The sequence below is a fragment of the Sediminimonas sp. genome (assembly GCF_024637375.1).
Classification (GTDB): domain Bacteria; phylum Pseudomonadota; class Alphaproteobacteria; order Rhodobacterales; family Rhodobacteraceae; genus Sediminimonas.
Genome location: NZ_JAGXFK010000009.1, coordinates 1 through 24,881, shown reverse-complemented (window position 1 = coordinate 24,881; position 24,881 = coordinate 1). Strand labels below are relative to the sequence as shown.

The window sequence follows — 24,881 nt, the reverse complement described above, 5'->3', positions numbered from 1 at the left end:
GCTCACACCGCCGTAAAGCTAAGCGCCCCGGCCGAAGCCAGCGACAGCTCGTAGGTGGCCTCGCCGTTGTGACTGCCGGCGTATTCGATCGCCCCGATCTGGAACGGCCCGGCAATGATGCCGAAATCGGGGATCACCACCTGGAAATCCGGCACTTCACCATCGAAGAATATCTGCCGCGCGCGTTCGTCGGTGGCAGCGTCGCGAAACACGCCCGAGCCGGTGATCTCGGCCGATTTCACGCCCGCCCCGGCCAGCAACTCGCGCCAGCCGCCCGCGGATTCCAGGCTGGTGACGTCGACGCGCTCGGCGTTGAAGCTCAGGCGCGTGGCGCGCAGACCCGCCACCGTCTGGAACTGGCCGTCGCCGGTCAGATCCACCTTGATCAACAGATCCCTGCCATTCTGTGTTGCCATGTCGCTTACTCCGCTTGTCACAATTGGTTGTCGTCCACTCGCGCGCGAAAGCGCAGGTCGATCCGCCTGAGCCGCCCGCGCGCGGCACGCTCGGCCTTGGTTTGAAGGAAATCGAGCCCCACCAGCCGTCCGCGTGCCAGCACCATGTCGGCCTCCAGCAACGCGTCGCTCACCGCGCCGGCCAGCGCCTTGGCCACCTCGAACCCGGCCGCGGCCGTCACCACCGAGACGGTGAAATCATGCGCCGCACCGCGCCCGATCTTGTCGGATCGGTCGCGAACCTGCTCGGGGCCGAGGCTGACATAGGTCTCGGGCAACGGCCCCTCGGGGGGGCGCGTCGAATACTGCGCCGGGCGCGGCCGCCGACACCGCCGGGTCGGCCGTCAGCCGTTGGTAAACCGCCCGTTGCAGGGCCGCCGACATGCCATAGCTCATGTCGCCTCCTCCTCTTGAGCGAAGCATTCCAGGTAACGCGCACGCGCGTCGAATTCGGCCACCGCCTGGATGCGAAACCGCCGTGCGCCGAGGCGTAGCCGCTGGCCGGCGCGCGGGCGCATGCTGCTGCCATCGGGGGCAGCGCGCAGCACGATGCGGTAGCGCATCAGCGACAGCGCCGCGCCCTCGCCGACGGCATCGCGCCCGGTGCGCGGGCGCAGCTCGGCCCACAGCGTGCCCAGCGCCTGCCAGCCACCCGCATGGCCGCCTGCCCCGTCGGGGATGGTGACCGGCGTCTCCAGAACCATCTCGCGGTTCAGCACCGGGGCGCTCATCGTGAATGCCCCGCCAGCAGCCGCACCGTGCGGTAGCGTTCGATCAACGAGGAAACCCCGAAAGGCATGCAGCCGCGGCCCAGCGATGTCTCGTCTCGGTATTCGTAGTAATGCGCCGCCAGCAACAGCACCGCCTGCGCCAGGTCGGCCGGGATGTCGCCCCAGGCAGCCCCGAACCCGGCCCGGAACGTCAGCCGCGCGGTTCCGCCGCGCGGCACCGTCGGCAGGCAGGCCTCGGTGGCCACCAGGCGCGGGCGGTGCATGTCGGGTTCTAACCGCCAGGCATCGGGCGAAACCGGGGCCTCGATACCCAGCCGGTCGGTGATCACCATCTCCAGCACCTGCGTGACCGGCGCCACCGGCAGGGCCTGCGCGACCGGATCGCGCCACGCGGCCAACACCCACGAGAAGTCCCGCTCCAACAGGATCTTGCCGGTGCGCGCCTCGATCGCCGACAGCGCCGCGCGCAGAAAGCTCTGCAATAGCGCGTCCTGCACCTGATCCTCGGAAAACCCGGTTCCCAGCCGCAGGTGGGCCTTGAATTCCCCCACCGGCAGTCCCGCGTCGGACGTGGTGGTCTCTTCGACTAACATCATGGGTCAAACTCCGAAATCTTCGCCCCCCTTCAACCGCGGGAACGCTCTTGGCCGGGTGTGCGCGTCCCGCCCCCACCCGCACGCGAATGCGCAAGGGGGGCGGGAAACGGCCCCGCCGCTCAGGAAACGGCGAATTTCAGCAGCTTGATCGCGGCGAAGTCGCTCACGTCGCCGCCCACGCGCTTGGTGGCGTAGAACAGAACGTGCGGTTTGGCGCTGAACGGATCGCGCAGCACCCGCAGGTCGGGGCGCTCGGCCACCGTGTACCCAGCGGAGAAATCACCAAAGGCCACCGCGACCGAGCCGCTGGCGACGTCGGGCATGTCCTCGGCGATCAGCACCTTGTAGCCCATCAGCCGCGCCGGCTCGCCCGCCGCCATGCCATCGGTCCAAAGGAACCGGCCCTCGGCATCCTTCATCTTGCGGATCTGCCCGGCGGTTTTCGAGTTCATCACGAACACCGCGCCGGCCCGGTACTGCGCACCCAGCGCATAGATCAGGTCGATGATCGCATCGGGGCCGCCAAAGGCACCGTCAACGCCGGTGGGCACGTATCCAAGATTGCCCCAACTCCAGACGTCGTTGTCGACCTGTGCATGGGTCAGAAAGCCGGTCGGCTTGTCAACGCCGTCGCCGCTCACGAAAGCCGCCGCCTCGGCGCGGGTGAACTTGTCGGCGATGCGGCTGGCCAGCCAGCCCTCAACGTCGAAGGCGCTGTCATCCAGCAGCCGCTGACTGGCCTTGGGCATGGCGCTGAGTTCGTGCAGCGGGATGCCGATCCGGTCGATCACCGGCGTCGCACTCTCGGTCACCGCGCCGCTTTCGGTGCTCCAGCCATGGCCCACGTCGGAATGGTCCACCAGCACGTCATACGAAGTCGCCTCGACCTCGACGACATTGGCCACCGCGCGCAGCGAGGCGGTCGAGTTCAGCACCCCGCGGATCGTCTCGGACGTCTGCGGGTCCACCAGGTAGCCGCCGTCGCCGGCCACCGCGGTGGACATCGCCTTGCCTTCCGGGGCCAGGCCGCGCAGCGCGTCGTCGTCGCCGCTGCGCAGATAGGCGTCGAACGCCTTTTGGTGCGGCAGCTCGGTTTCGGCATTTACTGACAGCGCCGGGCGCATCGGGGCGGGGGTGCAGGATTTCTTGTTCAGCATGGTCAGTCGCTCTTCGGTTTGTTGCAGCCTGGTGTCGAAGTCATCCCGGAAGCCTTTGAAGTCACTTACGAAACCCGTCACCGCGGATCTCAGTTCGGACAGCGCGGAGGGGTCTCCGCCGCCCCGGGCTCGTGTCGGTTCGGTCTTGCTCATGGTCTACCCTTTCCAGAGGTTTCGGATGCCCGTGGCCGCGTCAGCCGCGCCCCAGGTCACGGCGGGCGTCGCCAAAGATCGCCGCCAGTTCGCGCAGGCCATCGATCGCCAGCGCATCGCCTTTGGCCGCCACCCGCGCACTGGACAGCATCGGGAAGGTCACCAGCGACACTTCCCAAAGCTCCAGTTCCTTGAGCAGCCGACGCCCGTCGTCACCGCGCGCCGCCCGCAGCGTGCGATACCCGATCGACAGCCCCTCGATGGCACCCGCGGCGATCAGCGCCGCCGCCTCGCGGCCCTTCTCGACGCTGTCGAGAATGCGGCCCCTGACATACAGGCCGCGGGCGTCCTCGCGCACCTCGTCCCAGATGCCGATGGGTTGCGTCGGGTCGTGCTGCCACAGCATCTTGACCCGCCGCCCGTCGCCCGCCAGTCGCTTGAGCGAGGCACCATATGCGCCCGGCGCCACCACGTCGCCGCCTTGGTCGGGGGCGCCGAACAGGCTGGCATAGCCCGCGATGCCGGCGGTGTCGCTCACTGTCAGATCCTTGTCGAAGCGGCAGAACTTGCGCTCCAGACCGGTGTCGTCTTGCATCTCGTTTTCCTTTCGTCCTGCTCAGGGCGTCGCGTTCAGCAACGATTGCAACGCCTGCGCCAGGATCATCCCCAGCACGCCGTAAACCGTCAGCCACAAGCGCCGCTCCAGCTTTTCCATCGCCTCTTCCAGCTTGCGGGCGCGCTCTTGCAGCGCCTCGACCTGGAGTTTCGAAACCCTCTCGTGCGCCTCCAGCCGCAGCGCCGGCGCGCAGTCGAACGCCTCGAAGCCGTATGGCCTCGGCGGGCGCGTCTCACGCATCCCGGCCACCGCCCTCCAAATCCGGTGTGCCGGCCGGCGCGGCAGCGTCTTCGGGGGCCGGGCGTGCCGGCAGTCCCAGCAGGCGCCGCTTTTCCGCCTCGGTCAGGAAATCGGCCGCCGCCACCCGGCGCCATTGCGACTCGCGCTCGGACGCCAGCGCCGGCACCTGGTCTAGGTCGGGAAACATCCGCAGCTCGGGCGCGCCGGCCAGTCGCGTCAGCCAGTCGGCCAGCCCCGCCACCACCCGCGCCGCCATCGGCAGCACCGTCTGACGATAGAAGGCGCGGTTGGCCTCCTGGTAATTGGCATAGGTGGCGTCGCCCGGAATCCCCAGCAGCATCGGCGGCACCCCGAAGGTCAGCGCGATCTCGCGCGCCGCCGAGTCCTTGGTTTTCTGGAATTCCATGTCGGCAGGCGAAAACCCCATCGGTTTCCAGTCCAGCCCGCCCTCCAGCAACATCGGCCGCCCGGCGTTGCGCGCGCCCTGGTGATAGCTTTCCGTCTCGGCGGTCAGGCGGTCGTACTGATCGGCGCTCAGCGTGCCCTGCCCCTCGGCGCCCTTGTAAATGATCGCGCCCGAAGGCCGCGCGGCGTTGTCCAGCAATGCCTTCGACCAGCGGCTGGCCGAGTTGTGCACGTCCAGCGCCTGCGCCGCCGCCTGCATCGGCGAAAGCCCATAGTGGTCGTCCTGCGGGTGGAAATTGCGGATATGGCAGACCGGCGGCACCGGGCCGCGCACGTCGAAGCGGTGCTTGCGCGCGCCCACCGTGTAGTCATACGCCATCGGCCCCGGGCACCAGGCTCATCCGGTCCGAACGCAGCACATGCAACTCGTCCGGCAGACCGCTGCCGACCTCGTCGCCGGTTCCCACCGCCTCGACATAGCCGTCGCCGGTCAGCAGGATCTGACCGTAGAGCGCCTCCAGCAGGTCGGCCTTGCCCTGCGCGGGGTTGGGCCGGTCGATCAGCGCCAGCAGCGGATGACGTTCATAGCGCGCCTCGCCGTCCTGCACGCCCAGCGGCAGCGCCGCCGCCGCCTCGCTGATCATCTTGACGCAGCGATAGGCCACGGGGTTGCCCAGGTAGCCGGTGCGCGTCAGCGAGCGGCTGTCGCGCGCGCTCCACGCCACGCGGCCGCCGCCCTGCCACGCCACCACGCGGGCGGTGGCGCTGGCCTTGCGCTCCTGGGGGGCGCCGGCGCTGTCATCGGCCCCGGTGCTGCGCCGAAAGATGTCCAATACCATTGGCTTGTCGCTCCTCGTCGGTTGCCTTGCCTGGGTGCCACGGATCGCGGCGTGGCGGCTTGCCGGGAACATTGCCGGCAAACCGTTAACGCCGCCCGATCACAGCGCGCGCAGCTTCGGGTCGCGCCATTTCGCCGCCGGCACGATCAGCAGATCGTGCAGCGCCCAGACCAGCGCATCCACCCGGTCGGGGCTGCCGCGGCCCTCGAACCCGCGCGTCGTCATCGCGCACATCTGCTCTTCCAGCGCCGACAGCTCGGCGCCGGCGGCGTGAAACACCCGCCCCTGGTCGTATAGCGCGGCCACCGGCTCGGCGCGGGCCGCCTTGCCCTGGCGGGCGTGCACCTTCGTCACCGGCGCCAATGGGGCCACCTGGCGGATCACCTCCTCGACGAGGTTGCCGCCCTGGTTGACCTCGGCCACCAGCCGCGAAGCGCCCCAGCGTTCCATCGCCGCAACCGCGGCTTCGGCCCATTGCGCGGGGCTGGCACCGCGCAGGCTGGCATCCTCCAGCACCCAGGCGCGCCAGTCCTGCACCGGGCCGCGGGTGCGCGCACCGGCCACCACGATGCCGCAGGCGTCCGAGCCGGCATGCCTGCTCATCGGTGGGTCGATCGCCACCACGATCCGGTCCATGCCGTCCTCGCCCGAGGGCAGCGCCCGGCGGGCCGCCTCCAGCATCGCACCACGCCACAGGGCATCCTCGGCCTCGTCCACCAGCACGCCGTCCAGTTCATGCCGGCCCAAGCGGGTGCCGGCATAGCGCGCGCGCACCTCTTCGAGAAAGCTGTCCGCAAGGTAGGCGCGGTTGGCTTCGGTAGGGGCCTGGGTAATGACCGTGCTGTCGCGGCCCAGAAGCTCCTTGAGCACGCCGACGTTGCGCGGCGTGGTGGTCACGCACACGCGCGGATGCCGGCCCAGTCGCAGGGCGAATTGCAGCATGTCCCATGTCGCGCGGGCGCGTTTCCACTTGGCCAGCTCATCCACCCAGGCGGCATCGAACTGCGGCCCGCGCAGCGATTCCGGCTCATGCGCCGAAAACACCTGCGCCGTGGCACCGTTGGGCCAGATCAGCCGCTTGCGCGTGGCCTGCCACTCGGGGCGCCGGTGGGGCGGCGAACAGGCCAGGATGCCGCTTTCGCCAAAGATCATCACGTCGCGCACCTGGTCCATGGTCTCGCCCACCAGGGCGACGCGGCTGCACGCACCGGGGTCCAGCGGGCGCGCGCCCTCGACCTGGGCGCGCACCCATTCGGCGCCGGCGCGGGTCTTGCCGGCGCCGCGCCCGCCCATCACTACCCAGCTGCACCAGTCGCCCTCGGGGGGCAACTGGTGATCCATGGCCCAGAACTCGAACAGGTAGCGCAGCGCCAGGATCTCGCCGCTACTCAGGCTGTCGAGGAACTCCGACTGCACCCCGGGCGTCGCGGAGACGATCCAGCCGGCCCCCGATCTGCCGGCGGGCCTCGTCGAAGTCGATGGCGTAGTGATTGACGATTCCGTCATGTTGTTTGCGGCGTTCTTCAAGTCTGATCTCCGTTTCCAATGCAAGCTTGAGCCATTGGCGAATTTCGCCGACAAGCCTGGTGCCGTCCTTGAGCGCGTCGAAATCTCCCGACGCGATCCTGCGTTGCAGGGCCACAAGGTCGGCCTTCATGTCGGCGAGCTGCTGCTCGACCGTCTCGATGGCCAGACCCAGCGACGAATTTCCCGTTTCGGGGGTGGTCAAGATCATCAGGTGCTCTGCCTCATGCGCTGGTTGCTGTGCTCCCCTCCGCATGCCCGTGCGCGCACAAGGGCTGCGGGCACACCGGCATGGCGGGCGAAACTACCCGGCCCGGCGCTGCACGGTCAAATCAGGACACCCGCCAAGCGCCCGTAATCATTACGATTTATTAGGAATGACTGAGCACAAGCGCAGCGCCGAGGACGCGCAGACAAGCGTAACGCACACCCCGCGTGGTGCGCGTCATCGCATTTCAAACATGTCTGGAATACCCCGCGGGGCCGCCGCGTCAGTCCTCGAACAGCTCGCTTTGCCCTTCGGGCGTGGCGCCGTCCTCGTCGTCATCCTCGCCCTCGCCCATCTGCGGCAAGCTGCCCGGCGGCGGGCGGTTGTCCAGCAACCCCGCCGACCGCAATTCGCCCAGACCCGGCAGATCGCGGGCGCTTTCCAGCCCGAAATGGTCCAGAAACCCTTGCGTTACGACAAAAGTCACCGGCCGCCCCGGCGTCATCTTGCGGCGGCCAAAACGGATCCACTCCATCTCGATCAATTGGTCCACGGTGCCGCGGCTGACCGACACGCCGCGGATCTCCTCGATCTCGGCGCGGGTGACGGGCTGGTGATAGGCGATGATCGCCAGCGTCTCGATCGCCGCGCGGCTCAGCTTGCGCGTCTCCACCGTTTCGCGGTGCATCAGGTATCCGAGATCGGGCGCAGTGCGCATTGCCCAGGCATCGCCCACCTTCACGACATGCACGCCGCGCCCCTCGTAGCGGCGGCGCAGATGCGCCAGCGCCTCGGCCGGGTCACAGCCATGCGGCATGCGCGTGGCCAACTCGGCGACGGTAACGGGCTCGGCAGTGGCAAACAGCATCGCCTCGACCATGCGTTCCTGCTCGGCCATGGGCGGCGTCTCGAACAGGCTCTCGCCGCTCTCCGTCTCCTGTCTTTCGTCAGCCATGGTCCTGTTCCTTCGGGCGCAACTCGATCGGGGCGAACGTTTCGCTCTGTCGCAGTTCGGCGCGGCCTTCCTTGACCAGCTCCAGCGCCGCCGCGAAGGTCGCCGCCGTGGCCGAGCGCCGCCGCCCCGGCTCCTGCGTCCAGCCCTCGGGCAAATAGCCCGAAATGTCGGTCCACCCGCCGGAATAGCCGATCAGCCCACGCATCCTCTCCAGCGCCTCCTCCATGGTGTAGACGGCGTCGCGATCCATCATGTAGGGGCGAAACTCGTCGCGCGTGCGCAGCCGCGCATAGGCCTGCATCAGGTCCAGAAGCGTCGCGGTGTAGCGAACGCGGCGCACGCGGGTCACGTCCTCGGGCAGGCCGCGTGCGAAAAAATCGCGCCCCAGCCTGTCGCGCGCCATCAACCTGGCCGCCGCGTCGCGCATCGCCTGCAACCGTTCCAGTTGAAAAGCCAGGTGCGCGGCCATTTCCTCGCCCGTGGGGCCGTCCTCGGCCGGGTCGGGCGGCAGCAGCAGCCGCGACTTGAGAAACGCCAGCCACGCCGCCATCACCAGGTAGTCGGCCGCCAGTTCCAGGCGCAGTTGCTTGGCGCGCTCGACAAAGCCCAGATACTGGCGCGCCAGGTCAAGAATCGAGATGCGGCGCAAATCCACCTTTTGCGTGCGCGACAGCGACAGCAACAGGTCAAGAGGCCCCTCGAAGCCATCCACATCGACGATCAGCGCCTCGGCGGCCATCCGCGCCGCCACGTCGCCACCATGCGCGCCGCCCTGGTCGAAACCGTCTGCCTGAGCTGCCTCATCCACCATGATCGCGCCCGTTTTCAAGCGCCTCAAGCTGCGCGCCAAGCGCCGCGATGTCAACATCGTCGGGCGTTCGGCGCGCCGCCAGCGCCGCGTTGGCGCGGGCCAGCGCCGCCCCCGAGAGCCGGCCGGCGGCATCCGCGACGGCACGCTTGTCCTCCAGCGTGCCGTTGCAATGCAGCACCACGTCGCAGCCCGCCGCGATGGCGGCGTGCGCCAGCCTGGCGGGCGTGCCGCTCAGTGCCTTCATCGCGATGTCGTCGGTCATGATCAGCCCACCAAATCCGATGCTGCGGCGGATCGCGTCGATGACCACCGGCGACAAGGTGGCCGGCAGATCGTCGAGCGCGCGGTAGACCACATGCGCGGTCATCGCCATGGGCAGGTCCGACAGCGCCGCGAAGGGCGCGAAATCGTGCCCCTCCAGCGCCTCGCGCGGCGCCGTGACCAGCGGCAGTTCGCGGTGGCTGTCGACGCGCGCGCGCCCGTGACCGGGGATGTGCTTGAGCACCGGTAGCACGCCACCGGCCAGCAGCCCGTCGGCCACCGCCCGCGCCAGCAGCGCCACCGCCCCGGGCGCATCGCCATAACAGCGATCGCGCAGGAAAGGGTGGGTCTCGGGGCCGATCACATCGGCCAGCGGGGCGCAGTTGCAGTCGATCCCGTAGCGCCGCAGATCGTCGGCGATGAGCCGCGCGCGCAGATACATGGCCACGCCCGAGTCGCGCCCCGTGCGCACCACCTCCGCCAGCGCCGGCGGCCAATCGCGCGCCAGCGGCGGGCGCAGGCGCTGCACGCGACCGCCTTCCTGGTCGATGGCGATGGGGGCCTCGCGCCCGACCGCGTCACGCAACTCGGCGCAAAGCGCGCGCAATTGTTCGCCATCCTCGATATTGCGCGCGAACAGGATAAACCCGAACGGGTCCGCCCGGCGGAAAAACGCGCGTTCCTCGGCCCCCAACCGCGGGCCCAGCGGGTCCAGGATGACGGCGCCGGGCGTGTTCAACGGGTCACGACCGGGATGCAGTCGGCGTTCTCGGCCACCAGCGCCGAACAGAACCGCCGCGCATCGGCCAGATCGGCAAAGCCCATGGCGCGCAACCGGTAGAAGACGCGCCCGCCGCTTTCGGCACGCTGGATCACCCGCTTCTTGCCGGCCAGATAGTCGTTGAAGCGGCTCGACAGGCGCCCCCATTCGCTGCGCGCCACCTCGTCGCTGTCAAAAGCGCCAAGCTGCACCAGCCGGGTGCCCGGCGCGATGGAGGCCGGATCGACGTCGACAGGCGTGGCATCCGCTGTCGCGTTCGCGGTAGGCGCCCCGTCGGCGGCCGCAAGGCGCGCCACGACCTGCTCGGGCCGCACTTGCGGGCGCAGCGAGCGCCCAAGCCCCGCCACGGGCTCGGGGCTGTCCGCCGGCGGCTCGGCCTCGGCCGTATCGACCACCTCCGCGGCACTGGCCGCGGTGACCTCCGCCTCGTCGTCCTGTCCGCCCGGGCTCAGCGGGGTTGCCTCGGCGACCAACTCGTCGATCAGCGCCCCCATGTCGCCGGGAACGTCCGTTGCCGCGGTGTCTTTCTCCGCCGCGCTCAAGGCGGCGGCGGGCACATCCTCCTCGCTCAGATTCAGCGGCGGCGGCGCCAGGACCAGGCGATCGGCGGGCGCCTCCGCGGCGCCCTTGGCAGCCACGTTGTTCACCGCCAGTCCCATGTAATCGGCCGGCTTTCCGCCCGGGTCGTCGGGTTGCACGCGCATCGGCCCTTCGGTCGCGCGCACCACCGGCACGCCGTGCACGTCGCGCACCAGCAACTGATAGCCCCAGTTGACCACGCCAACCAACAGCACCAGCGAAATCGCCGCGCCGATCCAGTTCGCCCAGCTTGTCAGGGTCTGCCCGCCCTCGGTCGCCTCCATGCGCCCCGTTGCCTGCATGTCCGCCATGATCGCCTTTCTGTCGCCGATGCCTGCATCGGCGACGTCCTGCTCTGCCTCTCTGCCGGCGGCGGGCGCAGTTTTTGTCAGCGCATCTCTTCCGCCGGCTTCACCCCAAGAATACCAAGGCCGGCGGAAATGACAACGGCCGTGGCCCGGGCCAGCGCAATTTTCGCTTGACTTGTGGCCGTGTCGCCCTCTTGCAGCAGGCGCAATGCCGGTTCGTCATGGCCCAGGTTCCACAGGCTGTGGAAGTCACCGGCCAGATCGTAAAGGTAGAACGCCACCCTGTGCGGCTCGCCGGTGCGCGCCGCGACCTCGACAAGGCGCGGCCATTCGGCCAGCTTGCGCGCCAGCGCCAGTTCGGCGGAATGCCCCAACCCGCTCATATCGGCCGCGGCCAGCGCAGCGTCATCCACGTCGACCCCCGCCTCGCGCGCCTTGCGCATGACGCTGCACACCCGCGCATGGGCGTATTGCACGTAAAAGACCGGGTTTTCGCGCGATTGCTCCAGCACCTTGGCGAAATCGAAATCCAGCGCCGCGTCATTCTTGCGGGTCAGCATGTGAAACCGTGTGACGTCCGGCCCGACCTGGTCGACCACGTCGCGCAGGGTGACGAAATTGCCCGCGCGCTTCGACATCTTGAACGGCTCGCCGTTCCTCCACAGCTTGACCAGTTGGCACAGCTTGACCTCGAGCGGCACGCGCCCCCCCGACAGCGCCGACACCGCCGCCTTGAGCCGCTTGACATACCCGCCGTGATCGGCGCCCAGCACGTCGATCAGCAAATCAAAGCCACGGCTGAGCTTGTCGTGGTGATAGGCGATGTCGGGCGCGAAATAGGTCCAGGCGCCATCGGATTTCATGATCGGGCGGTCCACGTCGTCGCCATGCGCGGTCGAGCGGAACAGGGTCTGCTCGCGCGGCTCCCAGTCCTCGGGGCGCTTGCCCTTGGGCGGCTCCAGAACCCCGCGATAGATCAGGTCTTTCTCGCGCAGGCTTTCGATCGCCGCCTCGATGCGGCCGGTGCCATATAGCGACTTCTCGCTGAAGAACACGTCCATCTCGACGCCCAGCGCGGCGAGGTCGTCGCGGATCATGTGCATCATCGCATCGGTGGCAAAGTCGCGCAGATCGTCCAGCCACTCCGCTTCGGGCTTGCCAACCAGCGCGTCGCCGTATTGCGCCGCCAGCGCCTGGCCCACCGGGATCAGGTAGTCGCCCGGATAGGTCCCGTCCTCGAAGGCCACGTCCTGGCCGTTGGCCTCAAGGTAGCGCAGGTAGACCGAGCGCGCCAGCACGTCCACCTGGGCACCGCCGTCGTTGATGTAGTATTCGCGGGTGACCTCGTAGCCCGCGAAATCAAGCACGCTGGCCAGCGCATCGCCGAACACCGCCCCGCGCGTGTGGCCCACATGCAGCGGCCCGGTGGGGTTGGCGCTGACGAATTCGACGTTCACCCGGCTCCCCTCCCCGATCGTCGAGCGGCCGAAATCGGTGCCTGCCTCTATCACCCGGCGCAGCACCGCGTGCCAGACGCCATCGGCCAGCGTCATGTTGATGAACCCCGGCCCGGCGACATCGACCCGCGCGATGCGCGCGTCCCCCTCCAGCCGCGCGGCCAGCACCGCGGCGATGTCGCGCGGTTTCATCCCGGCGGGCTTGGCCAGCACCATCGCCGCGTTGGTGGCCATGTCGCCATGGGCGGCGTCGCGCGGCGGCTCGACCGCCACGTTGGCGGTGTCCAGCCCGGCAGGCAGTGCCCCGGCATCGGTCATCGCCGCGAGACTGTCGAGCACCAGTGCGCGAATGTCGGTAAAGAGGTTCATCAGGGTGTCCTTTCCGCTTGCGCGCGGGTTTACCACGCGGGCGGGCAAGGTCAACGGCCCGCGCCGCGTACCGGCACCAACCATGGATTGACGCGTCATCATCGCGCCACATAGGCTGGAGCGATTCAACTTTGGAGTAATTCACATGCGCACCTTCGTCCCGACCCTTGCCATGGCTGTCTGCCTTGCTGCCACCACCGCCTTTTCGGCCATGACTGCGCATGCCGCGCCCCTATCGCCGCCGCGGCTCGCGCCGGCGCAGGGCTTGCTTCACCGCGCCGGGCTCGAACAGAAATACGATTGCTATACGCGCTTCTACACCGACGCCCACCCCGACGTGTCGATCTTTACCTGCAACCGCAAAAGCGGCAGCAGCGGCGTATACGTGCTCAGCAACCTGACGGGCCGCGACCTGCACCTGTGCTGGACGCTGGTCTTCAACGATGGCCGCGAAAGCAAGGGCTGCAACTCGCGTCTGCGCGCCGGCGAGGAAAGCACCTCGGCCTGTTATGCCTGCAATACCGGAAACAACGGCGTCAAGCGCGTGATCTGGCGCCGGATCGACCCGGCCGACTGACCCCGGTGACGCGGCCTCAAACCCCGGCGCGGCGCGGCAGCGCCGGCTTGCCGGTCAGACGCGCGTGCTCGTCCAGCGCGAAACGGTCGGTCATGCCGGCGATGTAATCGCTGACGGTGCGCGCCAGGCGTTGCGCATCCGCCCCGCCGCCGGCCTGCGCGCGCCATTCCTCGGGCAACAGGCGCGCGTCATCCATGAACAGGGTAAAGAGGTCGTTCACCACCGCAGTGACGCGGGTGCGCACCTCCATCACCGAGGGGGCGCGATACATGCGGGTGAACAGGAAATCGCGCACCACCTTCAGATCGGCCCAGACACCGGGCGAGAACCGCGCCACCATGGTGTCGGCGGCGCGAATGTCGGCGGCGCTTTGGGGGTCCAGCCGTGCCAGCGCCGCGCGCGTGCACTCGATCACGTCGCCCACCAGGATGCCGAAGAACCTGCGCAGCACCTCGTGCTGGCGCCGCGGCGGCGCCAGGCCGGGGTAGGCGCTATCGACCTCGGCGAAACAATCGCGCAGCAGCGGCAGTTCGGCGATGTCGTCCATGGTGAACAGCCCCGCGCGCAGCCCGTCATGCAGGTCGTGGTTGTTGTAGGCGATATCGTCGGACTGCGCCGCCACCTGGGCCTCGGCATTGGCGTTGGTGGCAAGTTCCAGGTCGTGGCGCGCGGTGTATTCGGCCAGCGCCCAGGGCACGGGGGCGGCAACCGGGCCATTATGCTTGGCGATGCCCTCCAGCGTTTCCCATGTCAGGTTCAGCCCGTCCCAGTTGGCGTAGTGACGCTCCAGCGCGGTAACGATGCGGATCGCCTGCGCGTTGTGATCGAAGCCCCCATAGGGCGCCATATGCACCGCCAGCGCATCCTCGCCGGTGTGGCCGAAAGGCGTGTGGCCCAGATCGTGGGCCAGCGCCACGGCCTCGGTCAGTTCCGGGTTCAGCCCCAGCGCCCCCGAGATCGTCCGCGCCACCTGCGCCACCTCGATCGAATGCGTCAGCCGGGTGCGGAAATAGTCGCCCTCGTGTTCGACGAAAACCTGCGTCTTGTGCTTGAGCCGGCGAAAGGCGCTGGAATGGATGATGCGGTCGCGATCGCGCTGGAACGCGGTGCGAAAGGTGCTTTCCTCCTCGGGATACAGCCGGCCGCGGCTGCGGGCGGGGTCGGCGGCATACGGCGCGGTCATCGGTGGTGATCCTTGTCCCTGTTGCCCGGGGGTCATATATTCCATCGTGACGCCAAGCGAAACCGTCAGGAGAGCGACCATGCAACTACCCCCCAAGGTGACCGACCGCGCCTATGCCCGCCTCGACGAGATCGGCGCCGCCGATCAGGGCCAGGCGTTGCGCGTCGCGGTCGAAGGCGGCGGTTGCTCGGGGTTTCAATACGACATCCGTCTCGACGCACCCGCCGACGACGATACCGTGCTGGAAAAGGATGGCCAGCGGGTGGTGGTCGATTCCGTCTCGCTGCCGTTCCTGTCAGGCGCCACGATCGATTTCACCGAAGAACTGATCGGCGCGCGCTTTACCATCGACAACCCCAACGCCACCAGTTCCTGCGGCTGTGGCACGTCGTTTTCGATCTGAGCGGCATCGCCGGTAACAAGGCGCACGCGACAACAGGATGCCGTCCATGAAGATCGCCACATTCAACATCAACGGAATCAAGGCCCGCATCGCCGCGCTCAGCGACTGGTTGGCCGAAGCGCAACCCGATGTCGCGCTGTTGCAGGAAATCAAGACCGTCGACGAAGGCTTCCCCGCCGCCCATTTCGAAGACATGGGCTATAACGTGGCGACCCACGGGCAGAAAGGCTTCAACGGCGTGGCGATCCTGTCGAAGCTGCCGCTGGAGGATGTCACCCGCGGCCTGCCCGGCGACGAGGCCGACGAACAGGCGCGCTATATCGAGGCCACGGTCACCGGCGCGCACGCGGCGCTGCGCATCTGCGGGCTCTACCTGCCCAACGGCAACCCGGCGCCGGGACCCAAGTTCGATTACAAGCTGGCATGGATGGCGCGGCTGCGCGACCGCGCGCACGCGTTGCTGCAAAGCGAGGAACCGGTGGTGATGGCGGGCGACTACAACGTGATCCCCGCCGACGAGGACGCCAGCCGCCCCGAAGCGTGGGCCGACGACGCGCTGGCCCGTCCCCAAAGCCGCGACGCCTTCCGGCGCATCCTCAACCTCGGGTTCACCGACGCCTTTCGCGCCCGCACCCGCGGGCCGGGTCACTACACCTTCTGGGACTACCAGGCCGGCGCCTGGCGGCGCAACGACGGCATCCGCATCGACCACGTCCTGCTCAGCCCGCAGGCCGCCGACCTGCTGAGCGACTGCCGGATCGACAGCGAAATTCGCGGCCGCGAGAAACCCTCCGACCACGTTCCGGTCTGGGTGGAGCTGGACGCCTGAGCCACACCAACACTTTCCCGACACCCTCTTTGCGCTGGTCTCCCCCATGCCCTACGAATGGACAGGTCACCCCGACGGCTCGACCCGGCGCCTGAGGCTCTGGCCGCACCGGTCGCTGCCGCGGCGCGGGTTCGCCGCCTTCATCCTCGGCACTTTCGCGCTGATCACCGTGCCGCTCTACCCGCTTCTGGGAACGGCGCTGTTGTGGGGGCTGCTGCCGTTCGTGCTGTTGGCGGTGGCCGGGCTGTGGTGGGGGCTGGAACGCTCTTATCGCGATGCCGAAATGCACGAGGAACTGACCCTGGGGCCGGGCGACATCCACGTGTTGCATGTCGACAAGCGCGGCGCGCGCAAGGAATGGGACTGCAACAGCTACTGGGCGCGGGTCACCCTCTACCCGACCGGCGGGCCGGTCGAGAACTACCTCACGCTCAAGGGCAAGGGCCGCGAGGTCGAGATCGGCGCTTTCCTGTCGGAGGACGAGCGCAAGGCGCTGTACGGCGAGTTGTCGGACGCGCTGCGCACCGCGCGCGGCGCCTGACAGCGCCCCGATGCATCCCGCCGCGCCCACCGCCACTCGCCGGGCCGCCCCTGGCGGAATATCCGGGGCAAGATGAAGGGACGGGAAGAGACCGATCCGGGTTTCTTCTGGCTACAAATATCCCGGGGGAGTCGCGCGTGAAACGCGCGGCGGGGGCAGCGCCCCCGATCCCCGCAGCGGGCCGGGCAGCGCGGGGCGCAATCAGCTCGCGCTCAGACGCTCCTTGACCATCGGACCGACAGCGCCGAAATCCATCTGGCCGGTATATCGGGCCTTGAGCGCCGCCATCACCTTGTCCATGTCGCGGATCGAGCTTGCGTTGCTCGCCGAAATCGCTTCCTCGATGGCCGCCTCGATCTCCTTGCCGGTCAGTTGCCGGGGCAGGAATTCCTCGATCACCCCGATCTCGGCGCGCTCGGATTCGGCCAGGTCAAGCCGTCCGGCCTCTTCGTAGGCGCGGGCGCTTTCCTGGCGCTGCTTGACCATCTTGCCGAGGATGGCGAGAATTTCGCTATCGCCGATGGTGCCGTCGCGGTCGCCGCCGCGTGCAGCGATCTCGCGATCCTTGATCGCCGCGTTGATGAGGCGCAGCGTTGCCAGCCTTTCGACCGCCTTGTCGCGCATGGCCTGCTTGAGTGCCGCGCCGATCCGGTCCCGTATATTCATCGTGATCCCATCCCAGAAAGCCCGTCGCGGGCGGTATCGAGACCGAGCACGCTACCCAATCCGGGCGGCGGTTTCAATACATCGCGCCGGCGCGCCGCCCCTTGACCGTGCCGGCCCGCGCGACTAGGAGACAAGCGCAGCCCAGCCAGCCTCCGGAGACCCGATAATGGCCACGTCCGCGACCGCCCACCCGACCGCCTGCCTGGCCCTGGCCGATGGCACCATCTTTTACGGGCATGGCTTCGGCGCCACGGGGCAGGCGCAGGCCGAACTGTGTTTCAACACCGCGATGACCGGCTACCAGGAGATCATGACCGACCCGTCCTATGCCGGGCAGATCGTGACCTTCACCTTCCCGCATGTCGGCAATGTCGGGGTCAACCCGGACGACGACGAAACCGCCGCCCCGTTCGCCGCCGGGATGGTGGTCAAGTGGAACCCGACGGAGCCCAGCAGCTGGCGCGCGACCGAGACCCTGTCGGCCTGGCTGTCGCGGCACGGACGCATCGCCATCGGCGGCATCGACACACGCCGCCTGACCCGCGCGATCCGCCAGCAGGGCGCGCCCCACGTGGCGCTGGCCCATGACCCCGAAGGTGATTTCGACGTGCCCGCGCTGATCGCCGCGGCGCGCGGATTTGCCGGGCTCGAAGGCATGGACCTGGCGCGCGAGGTCACCTGCGCGCAAAGCTACCGCTGGGACAGCACACGCTGGGCCTGGCCCGACGGTTTCGGCCGCCAGGAGGCGCCGCGCCACCGTGTCGTGGCCATCGACTACGGCGCCAAGCGCAACATCCTGCGCTGCCTTGCCTCGGCCGGATGCGAGGTGATCGTGATGCCCGCCACCGCCACCGCCGACGAGGTGATGGCGCACGCCCCCGACGGCGTGTTCCTGTCCAACGGGCCGGGCGATCCGGCGGCAACGGGGGCCTACGCGGTGCCGATGATCCGCGAGGTGCTGGCGCGCGAGGTGCCGGTGTTCGGCATCTGCCTGGGTCACCAGATGCTGGCATTGGCACTGGGGGCGCAGACGGTCAAGATGAACCACGGCCACCACGGCGCCAACCACCCGGTGAAGGACATGGAAACCGGCAAGGTCGAGATCACCAGCATGAACCACGGCTTCGCGGTGGACAGCCAAAGCCTGCCCGATGGCGTGATCGAGACGCATGTATCGCTCTTCGACGGATCGAATTGCGGGCTGCGCATGGCCGACAGGCCGGTTTTCTCGGTTCAGTACCACCCCGAGGCCAGCCCCGGCCCGCAGGACAGTTTCTACCTGTTCGAACGCTTCGTTGCGGCGATGGCCGCGCGTGTGCCCGCTTAAGGCATTGTTAATCCCGCATTAACCGTTCTGCCCCAAGTTGCCCGGCGACGCGTTTCCCAATGAAACGCGCGCAACCGGGCATGCAGGATGACAAGCGCGCACCGTTCCGAGACCTCGATCGAGCGCCGCGCGCCCTGCGCCGCGGCGCGCCAGGCGCCGCCGCAGCCACGATGGCGCAGCAGCACCTCGCTGGCACGGGTGTTGGTGGCACACGGGTTGCTGGGTGCGGCGCAGGCGATGGCGGCGCAGGCCGAGGCTGCGCATCTGGGCTGCCCGCTGTCGGACGTGCTGCGCGCGCGCGGCTACGTCACCCCCGAAGATCTGCGCCACGGGCAGGCGCTATGGCTGGACACCCGCGTAAGCGATCTGCGCGACACGGTTCCGGCGCTGGCGCTGATGCGGCTGACCACCCCGCGCGCCTGGCTGCGCGCCGGCATGGTGCCGCTGGCCCAGCGCCCCGATGGGCGCGTCGAGATGGCCACCGACGACCCCGAAAATTTTGCCGCGCGGCTGGCCGAACTGCCGGCAGTGTTCCACACCGCTCACCCGGTAATCGCGCCGCTTACGCGGATCGACGCGCTGCTGGCGCAGATAAATCGCCCGGCGCTGACCTGTGCCGCCGCCGCGCGCACGCCGGAGGCCGAAAGCTGCCGGGGATGGGGGCGCACAACCAGCGCCTGCGGATTGCACTGACCGGCGTGGCCTTGACGGCGCTGACGGCACTTGTCGTGGTGTTTCCCGTCGCCGCGATCACGGTGTTGATGCTGTGGGCCTGTCTCACGCTGATCGTGGGGGCGGCGATGAAAACCGCCGCGTTCGTGTCCTGGGCCAGTGCCCCGCGTGACACGCCGGCCGATGCCGGCCCGCAGCCGGGGGTGGTGCCGCTGCCGCGCGTATCGGTCCTGGTGCCGCTATACCGCGAACCCGAAGTGGCCAGCGCGCTGGTCACGCGGCTGTCACGGCTGCGCTACCCAAAGGCATTGCTCGAGGTGATCCTGGTCCTCGAAGAGACCGACACACTGACCCGCGGCGCGCTGGCCGGGGCGCGGCTGCCGCCGTGGATGCGGGTGATCGTGGTGCCCGACGGCCAGCCGCGCACCAAGCCGCGGGCGATGAACTATGCGCTGGATTTCTGCCGCGGCGAGATCATCGGCATTTTCGATGCCGAGGACGCCCCCGACCCGGACCAGATCGACCGCGTCGCGCGCCGCTTCATGGCCGCGCCGCCCGATCTGGCGTGCGTGCAGGGCATCCTGGATTACTACAACCCGCGCCAGACATGGCTGGCGCGTTGCTTCACCATCGAATACGCCACCTGGTTCCGGGTGATGCTGCCGGGCATGGTGCGGCTGGGTTTCGCCATCCCGCTGGGGGGCACGACGTGCTATTTTCGCCGCGACGTGCTGGAGCGGCTGGGCGGTTGGGATGCGCACAACGTAACCGAGGATGCCGACCTGGGATTTCGCATGGCGCGGCACGGCTATCGCAGCGAGATGATCGTCACCGCCACCCACGAGGAAGCCGCCTGCCACCCGCGGCCCTGGGTCAAGCAGCGCTCGCGCTGGCTCAAGGGCTACATGGCCACCTACCTGGTGCACATGCGCCGCCCGCTGCGACTGCTGCGCGGCCTCGGGCCGTGGCAGTTCCTGGGCTTCCAGACGCATTTCATCACGGCGCTGTCGCAGTTCTTCCTGGCGCCGCTGTTGTGGACCTTCTGGCTGATCTTCCTCGGGGTGCCGCACCCGTTCGCCGGGGTGCTGCCAGCGGCGCTGACGGGCACGCTCCCGCACCTCTTTCTGGGGATCGAGGCGATCACCATCATCGCGGGGCTGGCGGCGGTGCGCGGCGCAGACCACCGCCACCTGCTGGCATGGGTTCCCAGCCTGCACCTGTATTACCCGCTCGGGGTGCTGGCCGCCTACAAGGCGCTCTATGAACTTGTCACCACGCCGTTCTACTGGGACAAGACGCGACATGGCCATTCGCTGCCCGGGGTCGTGCCGGTGCCCGGCACGCAGCCGTCGGCGCGCCCGCGGCCCCAACCGGCCACCACTACGCCGGGCGGCACCTCAGTCCAACGCGCCCAAGGCGCCTGAATCGAGCTTGAGCCGGGTCACGAACGCCTTGGAAATATGCGCCTTGAGCGCGGCATGGGCGCCGTCTTCGTCGCGCGCTTCCATCGCCGCGACGATCGCGTCATGCTCGGCCAGCGCCTTCTCGCCGCGCCCCTCGGCAGCCAGCGAGGTGGTCGCCATCAGCGCCATCGAGCGATGCACCAGGTCAAGCTGTTGCACCAGGTAGCGGTTGTGCGAGGCCAGATGAATCTGCTTGTGAAAGCGCCGGTTGGCGCGCGCCAGCGCGTCGGGGTCATCCAGCAGCGCGCAATCCTCCTCGACCATGTCGCGCAGCACGCGCAGTTCTTCCTCGGTGGCGTGGCGCGCCGCCAGCCGCGCCGCCAGACCTTCCAACTCGGCACGAACCACGTAGAGTTCGCTGAGCTGGTTGTGATCGAGCGACGCCACGATCAGGCTGCGCCCGTCGCGGGTCAGCAGCGACTGCGTTTCAAGCCGCTGCAACGCCTCGCGCACCGGGGTGCGCGAGACGCCGAACCGATCCGCCAGTTCGCTTTCCACCAACCGGTCGCCGGGGCGGTAGGTGCCGGTATCTATGGCTTCGAGGATCAGGGTATAGGCGTCTTTGTGCACCGGCTTGAAATCTTTCATGACGGGGGCTCCGCTTTGCGGCGCCACCCTAGCGCCGGTTCGCACTGGCAATCAAGCCGCGCGGTGTTGCGCCGGACATCCTGCCGCAGTAGCGTCGCGCCATGCCGCACACGGATTTCAGCCACATCACCGCATGGGTGTTCGACCTGGACAATACCCTTTACCCGCCGCGGGCGCGGCTTTTCGACCAGATCGAGCGGAGGATGACAGCCTTCGTGATGCGCACGCTCGGCGTGTCGCGCGCCCGGGCCGACCGGTTGCGCCGGGACTATTGGCACAAATATGGCACCACGCTGGCCGGCCTGATGCACGAACACGCGCTGGACCCGGCCGATTACCTGGTCGAGGTGCATGACATCGACCTCGGCGCGCTTGCCCCCGATCCCGACCTGGGCGCGCGCATCCGCGCCTTGCCCGGGCGCAAGATCGTCTACACGAACGGCAGCGCACCCTATGCCGAGCGCGTCGTCGCGGCGCGCGGGCTGGCGGGTGCGTTCGACGCGCTCTACGGGGTCGAGCACGCAGATTTCCACCCCAAGCCCGATGCCCGCGCCTTTCGCACTGTGTTCGACCGCGCGCGGCTCTCACCTGTCACCGCCGCCATGTTCGAGGACGACCCTCGCAACCTGGCGGCGCCGCACGCAATGGGCATGCGCTGCGTCCACGTGGCCGAAGCGCCGATCGCCGCGGCGCATGTACACCACCACACCGACGACCTGACCGCGTTCCTGGGTCGGCTGGTCTGAGGGCACCACCGTTTTGGCACAGGGCGCACCGGGCGCATTGTCGCACTGCGTCAAGATGCGCCTTCTCTCGTCCTCTTAACTTGTTATGTGACTCTGCGCACCAACCCGAGAGGACCCCACCATGAGCAAGATCGACCCGACGCTGGCCCACCAGGCCCCTGTCGAGAAAACCGAGCACCCCGATGAAACCGGGCAAGACCGCAAGTCCGAAAACCGCCGCGACGCGATGATCATCCTCGCCACGGTGGCCGGGCTGGCGCTGTGGGGCGGCGCCGTCGCGCTGTGGGGCATTCCCGGCCTTTACATTCCGGCGCTGGCACTGGTGCCGGTGATCTGGATACTGCTTCTGATGGTGACGCGAGGCTGAGCCGGCACCTTGGCGCGGGCCGCGGCCCGCGCTATGTCTTGTGCAGGAGGGCCGGGGCATGCCGCAATTCGACCATGACATCGTGATCTCGGGCGGCGGCGTCGCCGGATTGACCGCCGCCGCACTGTTCGGAAGCGCCGGGTTCTCGGTGCTCTGCGTCGACCCGGCGCCGCCCGTCATCGAACGCGACGCCGACGGGTCCGGCATGCGTACCACCGCCTTTCTGCAGCCCGCGCAGGCGCTGCTGGAACGCGCGGGCCTGTGGCCCCGGCTGGCCCCGCACGCCGCCGAGTTGCGCGTGATGCGCATCGTCGATGCCGGCGGTGAAGCGCCCGAGCCCCGCCTGACCCGCGATTTCGACGCCGCCGACATCTCGGAGCGGCCGTTCGGGTGGAACCTGCCGAACTGGCTTCTGAGGCGCGAAATGGTCGCCCGGCTTGGTGAATTGCCCAACGTCACCTTCCGCCCCGGCACCGGCACCGCAAGGCTTTTCACCCGCGAGGCGGAAGCGCGCGTGACGCTGAGCGACGGCGAGAGGGTCACCGCGCCGCTGGTCATCGCCGCCGACGGGCGCAACTCGCCCATGCGCCGCGCGGCCGGGATCGACGTGCGCACCACCCGCTACGGGCAAAAGGCGCTGGCCTTCGCGGTCACTCACCCGATCCCGCATGACAACGTCTCGACCGAGATCCACCGCGCCGGCGGGCCGTTCACGCTGGTGCCGCTGCCCGATCACGACGGCATGCCGTCCTCGGCGGTGGTGTGGATGGAGGACGGACCCGAGGCGGTGCGCCTGTCGCAATCGCCCGTGCCCGCCTTCGAGGCCGAGATGACCGAGCGATCGGCGCACCTGTTCGGGCCGCTTTCGCTGGCATCCAGGCGCACCATCTGGCCGATCATCACGCAGGTGGCCGCGCGCATGGCCGGCGAACGGCTGGCGCTGGTGGCCGAGGCCGCCCATGTGGTGCCGCCAATCGGCGCGCAGGGCCTCAACATGAGCCTGGCAGACATGCGCGTGCTGCTGGAACTGGCCGAGGCCGCGCCCGACCGGCTGGGCGACGTGGCGATGCTGGACGCCTACCACCGCCGGCGTCACACGGAGGTGCGCATTCGCGCCGCCGGGATCGACGCGCTCAACCGGGCCTCGCAAATGCACGCCCGGCCGCTGCGCGACGCGCGCGCCGCCGGGCTGGGCGCGATCTATGCGCTGGCCCCGGTGCGCCGCGCGATGATGCAGATGGGGCTGGGCGCGCGGCTTTGATGGCGCGAGCCACCGGCAGGGGATATTTGTAGCCACAAGAAGCGCGCCGCGCATGTTTTTTTCGCCGCAAGCCCGGGCGGCGACGGATAATTGCCATTTTCCACCTCGATCGCGCGGATCGAAAAACGCAATTGACTTGCACCGGCGTGGCCTTTGCGCGATCAAGTCACGCGAAACAGACCGGAGGACAACAGATGCGCGTGTATTATGACCGCGATTGCGACATCAACCTGATCAAGGACAAGAAGGTGGCCATCCTGGGCTATGGCAGCCAGGGCCACGCGCATGCGCTGAACCTGCGCGACAGCGGCGCCAGGAACGTCGTGGTGGCGTTGCGCGAAGGCTCGGCCAGCGCCGCCAAGGCCGAGGCCGAGGGCCTGAGCGTGATGGGCATCAGTGAGGCCGCCGCGTGGTGCGACCTGATCATGTTCACCATGCCCGACGAATTGCAGGCCGAGACCTACCGCAAATACGTGCATGACAACCTGCGCGAGGGCGCGGCGATCGCCTTTGCCCACGGGCTCAACGTGCATTTCGGCCTGATCGAGCCGAAGCCGGGCGTCGACGTGATCATGATGGCCCCCAAGGGCCCCGGCCACACGGTGCGCGGCGAATACGTCAAGGGCGGCGGCGTGCCGTGCCTGGTGGCGGTGGAAAACGATGCCACCGGCAAGGCGCTGGAACTGGGGCTCAGCTACTGCTCCGCCATCGGCGGCGGCCGCTCGGGCATCATCGAGACGTCCTTCCGGCAGGAATGCGAAACCGACCTGTTCGGCGAGCAGGCGGTGCTGTGCGGCGGTCTTGTCGAGTTGATCCGCATGGGCTTCGAGACGCTGGTCGAAGCCGGGTACGAGCCGGAGATGGCCTATTTCGAGTGCCTGCACGAGGTCAAGCTGATCGTCGACCTGATCTACGAGGGCGGCATCGCCAACATGAACTACTCGATCTCCAACACCGCGGAGTTCGGCGAATACGCCACCGGCCCGCGCATCATCACCGACGAGACGCGCCAGGAGATGCGCCGGGTGCTCAAGGACATCCAGACCGGCCAGTTCACCAGCCAGTGGATCCAGGAGTGCAAGGCCGGCCAGCCGCGCTTCAAGGCGACGCGGCGCTTCAACGATTCCCATCCGATCGAGGAGGTGGGCGAGCGCCTGCGCGCCATGATGCCGTGGATCGCCCAGAACAAGCTCGTCGACAAGGGCAAGAACTGAGATTGGCAGCACTCCACGGAGAAAGCTGCCAATCCCCTGAAATTCCTTCATTAATCCTTCGTTCAGGAACTTGACGTCAGACTTGCATCTTTATTGAATGCAGATGCTGACGAAAGTGAGTTGAACCAGACGAAGGACGTCGAAGGAACAAGAGCCATGGACACGACACAGTTGCAGCGGCAGTTGCAGGGCTGGAGCCTCACCACGGCGGAAATCATGTACCATATGCCGGACCATCGCGAGCTCCTGCAGACCTTCATCTGGCAAGACTACGACGTGGCGCCGCGCTTCCCGCGCCTGATCAAGTTCCTCGATTTCTGGACCCACAACCTCGACGGCCCGCTGGCCTCGGTGCGCGTGGCGCATCACGACATCGTCGGGCCGGCCGAAATCTGCCTGTTCGGCGAGGAATGGCGGATGCACTGACGCCGGCCTGATTTATTTGCTGCGACGGAAATTCCGCGCCCCTGCGTCTGGAACCATGACGCCGGCCGACCGTTTCTGGGTCAGGCCCGAGTGGCGCTTGTCTTTGAAAGGATTTCCGCATGTTTGGCAAGATTTCTCTATGGACGGTGGGAGCCGTCGTTGCAGGGCTGATG

At 68.3% G+C, this 24,881-nt stretch carries 29 protein-coding genes and 1 pseudogene; 12 read left to right on the top strand and 18 right to left on the bottom strand.

Annotated features, from left to right (window positions below; translation table 11 throughout):
* Window positions 1-2 precede the first annotated feature (2 nt).
* From Q0L89_RS01170 to argS, 15 genes and pseudogenes are all read right to left on the bottom strand, one after another.
* Window positions 3-416 (bottom strand): phage major tail protein, TP901-1 family, encoded by a 414-nt coding sequence (locus Q0L89_RS01170; protein ID WP_296761850.1) that lies wholly within the window; start codon window positions 414-416, stop codon window positions 3-5.
* Window positions 417-433: 17 nt separating this feature from the next.
* Window positions 434-733 carry a DUF3168 domain-containing protein gene (locus tag Q0L89_RS01165; protein WP_366937887.1) on the bottom strand — a complete coding sequence of 100 codons (300 nt, stop codon included), beginning with the start codon at window positions 731-733 and terminating at the stop codon, window positions 434-436.
* Between the two features lie 114 nt (window positions 734-847).
* Window positions 848-1,186 (bottom strand): head-tail adaptor protein, encoded by a 339-nt coding sequence (locus tag Q0L89_RS01160; RefSeq protein ID WP_296761848.1) that lies wholly within the window; start codon window positions 1,184-1,186, stop codon window positions 848-850.
* The gene (locus Q0L89_RS01155) at window positions 1,183-1,782 is read right to left on the bottom strand and encodes a head-tail connector protein (protein WP_296761847.1); all 600 of its coding nucleotides are present in this window, start codon (window positions 1,780-1,782) and stop codon (window positions 1,183-1,185) included. The genes Q0L89_RS01160 and Q0L89_RS01155 overlap by 4 nt, the downstream gene beginning before the upstream one ends.
* Before the next feature lie 119 nt (window positions 1,783-1,901).
* Window positions 1,902-3,092: a phage major capsid protein gene (locus tag Q0L89_RS01150; RefSeq protein WP_296761845.1), complete on the bottom strand. Its 1,191-nt coding sequence runs from the start codon at window positions 3,090-3,092 to the stop codon at window positions 1,902-1,904.
* A gap of 40 nt (window positions 3,093-3,132) precedes the next feature.
* Window positions 3,133-3,687 (bottom strand): HK97 family phage prohead protease, encoded by a 555-nt coding sequence (locus Q0L89_RS01145; protein WP_296761844.1) that lies wholly within the window; start codon window positions 3,685-3,687, stop codon window positions 3,133-3,135.
* 21 nt (window positions 3,688-3,708) lie between these two features.
* Complete coding sequence (locus Q0L89_RS01140) at window positions 3,709-3,948, bottom strand: hypothetical protein (RefSeq protein ID WP_296761843.1); 240 nt, start codon at window positions 3,946-3,948, stop codon at window positions 3,709-3,711.
* A pseudogene (locus tag Q0L89_RS01135) lies at window positions 3,941-5,192 on the bottom strand (phage portal protein). Before Q0L89_RS01135 ends, Q0L89_RS01140 begins: the two are co-directional and overlap by 8 nt.
* A 99-nt stretch (window positions 5,193-5,291) precedes the next feature.
* Entirely contained in the window at window positions 5,292-6,566 is a 1,275-nt protein-coding gene (locus Q0L89_RS01130; RefSeq protein ID WP_296761896.1) for a terminase family protein, read from the bottom strand.
* A gap of 10 nt (window positions 6,567-6,576) precedes the next feature.
* The gene (locus Q0L89_RS01125) at window positions 6,577-6,927 is read right to left on the bottom strand and encodes a hypothetical protein (RefSeq protein WP_296761841.1); all 351 of its coding nucleotides are present in this window, start codon (window positions 6,925-6,927) and stop codon (window positions 6,577-6,579) included.
* A gap of 280 nt (window positions 6,928-7,207) precedes the next feature.
* Entirely contained in the window at window positions 7,208-7,879 is a 672-nt protein-coding gene (scpB, locus tag Q0L89_RS01120; RefSeq protein ID WP_296761839.1) for an SMC-Scp complex subunit ScpB, read from the bottom strand.
* Window positions 7,872-8,690: a ScpA family protein gene (locus Q0L89_RS01115; RefSeq protein ID WP_296761837.1), complete on the bottom strand. Its 819-nt coding sequence runs from the start codon at window positions 8,688-8,690 to the stop codon at window positions 7,872-7,874. Before Q0L89_RS01115 ends, scpB begins: the two co-directional genes overlap by 8 nt.
* Window positions 8,680-9,690 carry a glycoside hydrolase family 3 N-terminal domain-containing protein gene (locus tag Q0L89_RS01110; RefSeq protein ID WP_296761836.1) on the bottom strand — a complete coding sequence of 337 codons (1,011 nt, stop codon included), beginning with the start codon at window positions 9,688-9,690 and terminating at the stop codon, window positions 8,680-8,682. Before Q0L89_RS01110 ends, Q0L89_RS01115 begins: the two co-directional genes overlap by 11 nt.
* The gene (locus Q0L89_RS01105) at window positions 9,687-10,622 is read right to left on the bottom strand and encodes an SPOR domain-containing protein (RefSeq protein WP_296761834.1); all 936 of its coding nucleotides are present in this window, start codon (window positions 10,620-10,622) and stop codon (window positions 9,687-9,689) included. Before Q0L89_RS01105 ends, Q0L89_RS01110 begins: the two co-directional genes overlap by 4 nt.
* Before the next feature lie 77 nt (window positions 10,623-10,699).
* The gene (gene argS, locus Q0L89_RS01100) at window positions 10,700-12,445 is read right to left on the bottom strand and encodes an arginine--tRNA ligase (RefSeq protein WP_296761832.1); all 1,746 of its coding nucleotides are present in this window, start codon (window positions 12,443-12,445) and stop codon (window positions 10,700-10,702) included.
* 145 nt (window positions 12,446-12,590) lie between these two features.
* On the opposite strand from argS, the gene Q0L89_RS01095 reads away from it, so the two are divergent.
* Window positions 12,591-13,022 (top strand): hypothetical protein, encoded by a 432-nt coding sequence (locus Q0L89_RS01095; protein ID WP_296761831.1) that lies wholly within the window; start codon window positions 12,591-12,593, stop codon window positions 13,020-13,022.
* 16 nt (window positions 13,023-13,038) lie between these two features.
* Here Q0L89_RS01095 and Q0L89_RS01090 read toward each other — a convergent pair whose 3' ends face one another.
* Window positions 13,039-14,205 (bottom strand): deoxyguanosinetriphosphate triphosphohydrolase, encoded by a 1,167-nt coding sequence (locus Q0L89_RS01090; RefSeq protein ID WP_296761829.1) that lies wholly within the window; start codon window positions 14,203-14,205, stop codon window positions 13,039-13,041.
* 79 nt (window positions 14,206-14,284) lie between these two features.
* Here Q0L89_RS01090 and Q0L89_RS01085 point away from each other — a divergent pair, with 79 nt between their 5' ends.
* From Q0L89_RS01085 to Q0L89_RS01075, 3 genes are read left to right on the top strand one after another with little or no spacing between them, the layout of a single operon-like run.
* Complete coding sequence (locus tag Q0L89_RS01085) at window positions 14,285-14,608, top strand: iron-sulfur cluster assembly accessory protein (RefSeq protein ID WP_296761827.1); 324 nt, start codon at window positions 14,285-14,287, stop codon at window positions 14,606-14,608.
* Window positions 14,609-14,654: 46 nt separating this feature from the next.
* A complete protein-coding gene (xth, locus tag Q0L89_RS01080) occupies window positions 14,655-15,437 on the top strand; it encodes an exodeoxyribonuclease III (protein WP_296761825.1) in 783 nt (260 codons plus the stop codon).
* 46 nt (window positions 15,438-15,483) lie between these two features.
* On the top strand, window positions 15,484-15,978 hold the full coding sequence (locus tag Q0L89_RS01075) for a DUF2244 domain-containing protein (protein ID WP_296761823.1): 495 nt from the start codon (window positions 15,484-15,486) through the stop codon (window positions 15,976-15,978).
* Window positions 15,979-16,179: 201 nt separating this feature from the next.
* Here Q0L89_RS01075 and Q0L89_RS01070 read toward each other — a convergent pair whose 3' ends face one another.
* Complete coding sequence (locus Q0L89_RS01070; RefSeq protein WP_296761821.1) at window positions 16,180-16,644, bottom strand: GatB/YqeY domain-containing protein; 465 nt, start codon at window positions 16,642-16,644, stop codon at window positions 16,180-16,182.
* A gap of 166 nt (window positions 16,645-16,810) precedes the next feature.
* Here Q0L89_RS01070 and carA point away from each other — a divergent pair, with 166 nt between their 5' ends.
* From carA to Q0L89_RS01055, 3 genes are all read left to right on the top strand, one after another.
* Window positions 16,811-17,971, top strand: a complete 1,161-nt coding sequence (gene carA / locus Q0L89_RS01065) for a glutamine-hydrolyzing carbamoyl-phosphate synthase small subunit (protein WP_296761820.1) — start codon at window positions 16,811-16,813, stop codon at window positions 17,969-17,971.
* An 87-nt stretch (window positions 17,972-18,058) separates the two neighbouring features.
* The gene (locus tag Q0L89_RS01060; RefSeq protein ID WP_296761818.1) at window positions 18,059-18,664 is read left to right on the top strand and encodes a hypothetical protein; all 606 of its coding nucleotides are present in this window, start codon (window positions 18,059-18,061) and stop codon (window positions 18,662-18,664) included.
* Window positions 18,628-20,067 carry a glycosyltransferase gene (locus Q0L89_RS01055; RefSeq protein ID WP_296761816.1) on the top strand — a complete coding sequence of 480 codons (1,440 nt, stop codon included), beginning with the start codon at window positions 18,628-18,630 and terminating at the stop codon, window positions 20,065-20,067. The genes Q0L89_RS01060 and Q0L89_RS01055 overlap by 37 nt, the downstream gene beginning before the upstream one ends.
* On the opposite strand, the gene Q0L89_RS01050 is transcribed toward Q0L89_RS01055, so the two are convergent.
* Entirely contained in the window at window positions 20,041-20,694 is a 654-nt protein-coding gene (locus tag Q0L89_RS01050; RefSeq protein WP_296761815.1) for a GntR family transcriptional regulator, read from the bottom strand. The genes Q0L89_RS01055 and Q0L89_RS01050 overlap by 27 nt on opposite strands.
* A gap of 101 nt (window positions 20,695-20,795) precedes the next feature.
* Between Q0L89_RS01050 and Q0L89_RS01045 the strand changes: the two genes are divergently transcribed.
* The 5 genes from Q0L89_RS01045 to Q0L89_RS01025 all read left to right on the top strand — a co-directional run bounded on the left by Q0L89_RS01045 (window position 20,796) and on the right by Q0L89_RS01025 (window position 24,708).
* Window positions 20,796-21,440 (top strand): pyrimidine 5'-nucleotidase, encoded by a 645-nt coding sequence (locus Q0L89_RS01045; protein ID WP_296761813.1) that lies wholly within the window; start codon window positions 20,796-20,798, stop codon window positions 21,438-21,440.
* Between the two features lie 121 nt (window positions 21,441-21,561).
* On the top strand, window positions 21,562-21,807 hold the full coding sequence (locus Q0L89_RS01040) for a hypothetical protein (RefSeq protein ID WP_296761812.1): 246 nt from the start codon (window positions 21,562-21,564) through the stop codon (window positions 21,805-21,807).
* A 58-nt stretch (window positions 21,808-21,865) separates the two neighbouring features.
* Window positions 21,866-23,068 carry a UbiH/UbiF family hydroxylase gene (locus Q0L89_RS01035; RefSeq protein WP_296761811.1) on the top strand — a complete coding sequence of 401 codons (1,203 nt, stop codon included), beginning with the start codon at window positions 21,866-21,868 and terminating at the stop codon, window positions 23,066-23,068.
* A 194-nt stretch (window positions 23,069-23,262) separates the two neighbouring features.
* A complete protein-coding gene (gene ilvC / locus Q0L89_RS01030) occupies window positions 23,263-24,282 on the top strand; it encodes a ketol-acid reductoisomerase (protein ID WP_296761810.1) in 1,020 nt (339 codons plus the stop codon).
* Window positions 24,283-24,438: 156 nt separating this feature from the next.
* Entirely contained in the window at window positions 24,439-24,708 is a 270-nt protein-coding gene (locus tag Q0L89_RS01025; RefSeq protein ID WP_296761808.1) for an aspartate-semialdehyde dehydrogenase, read from the top strand.
* Window positions 24,709-24,881 lie beyond the last annotated feature (173 nt).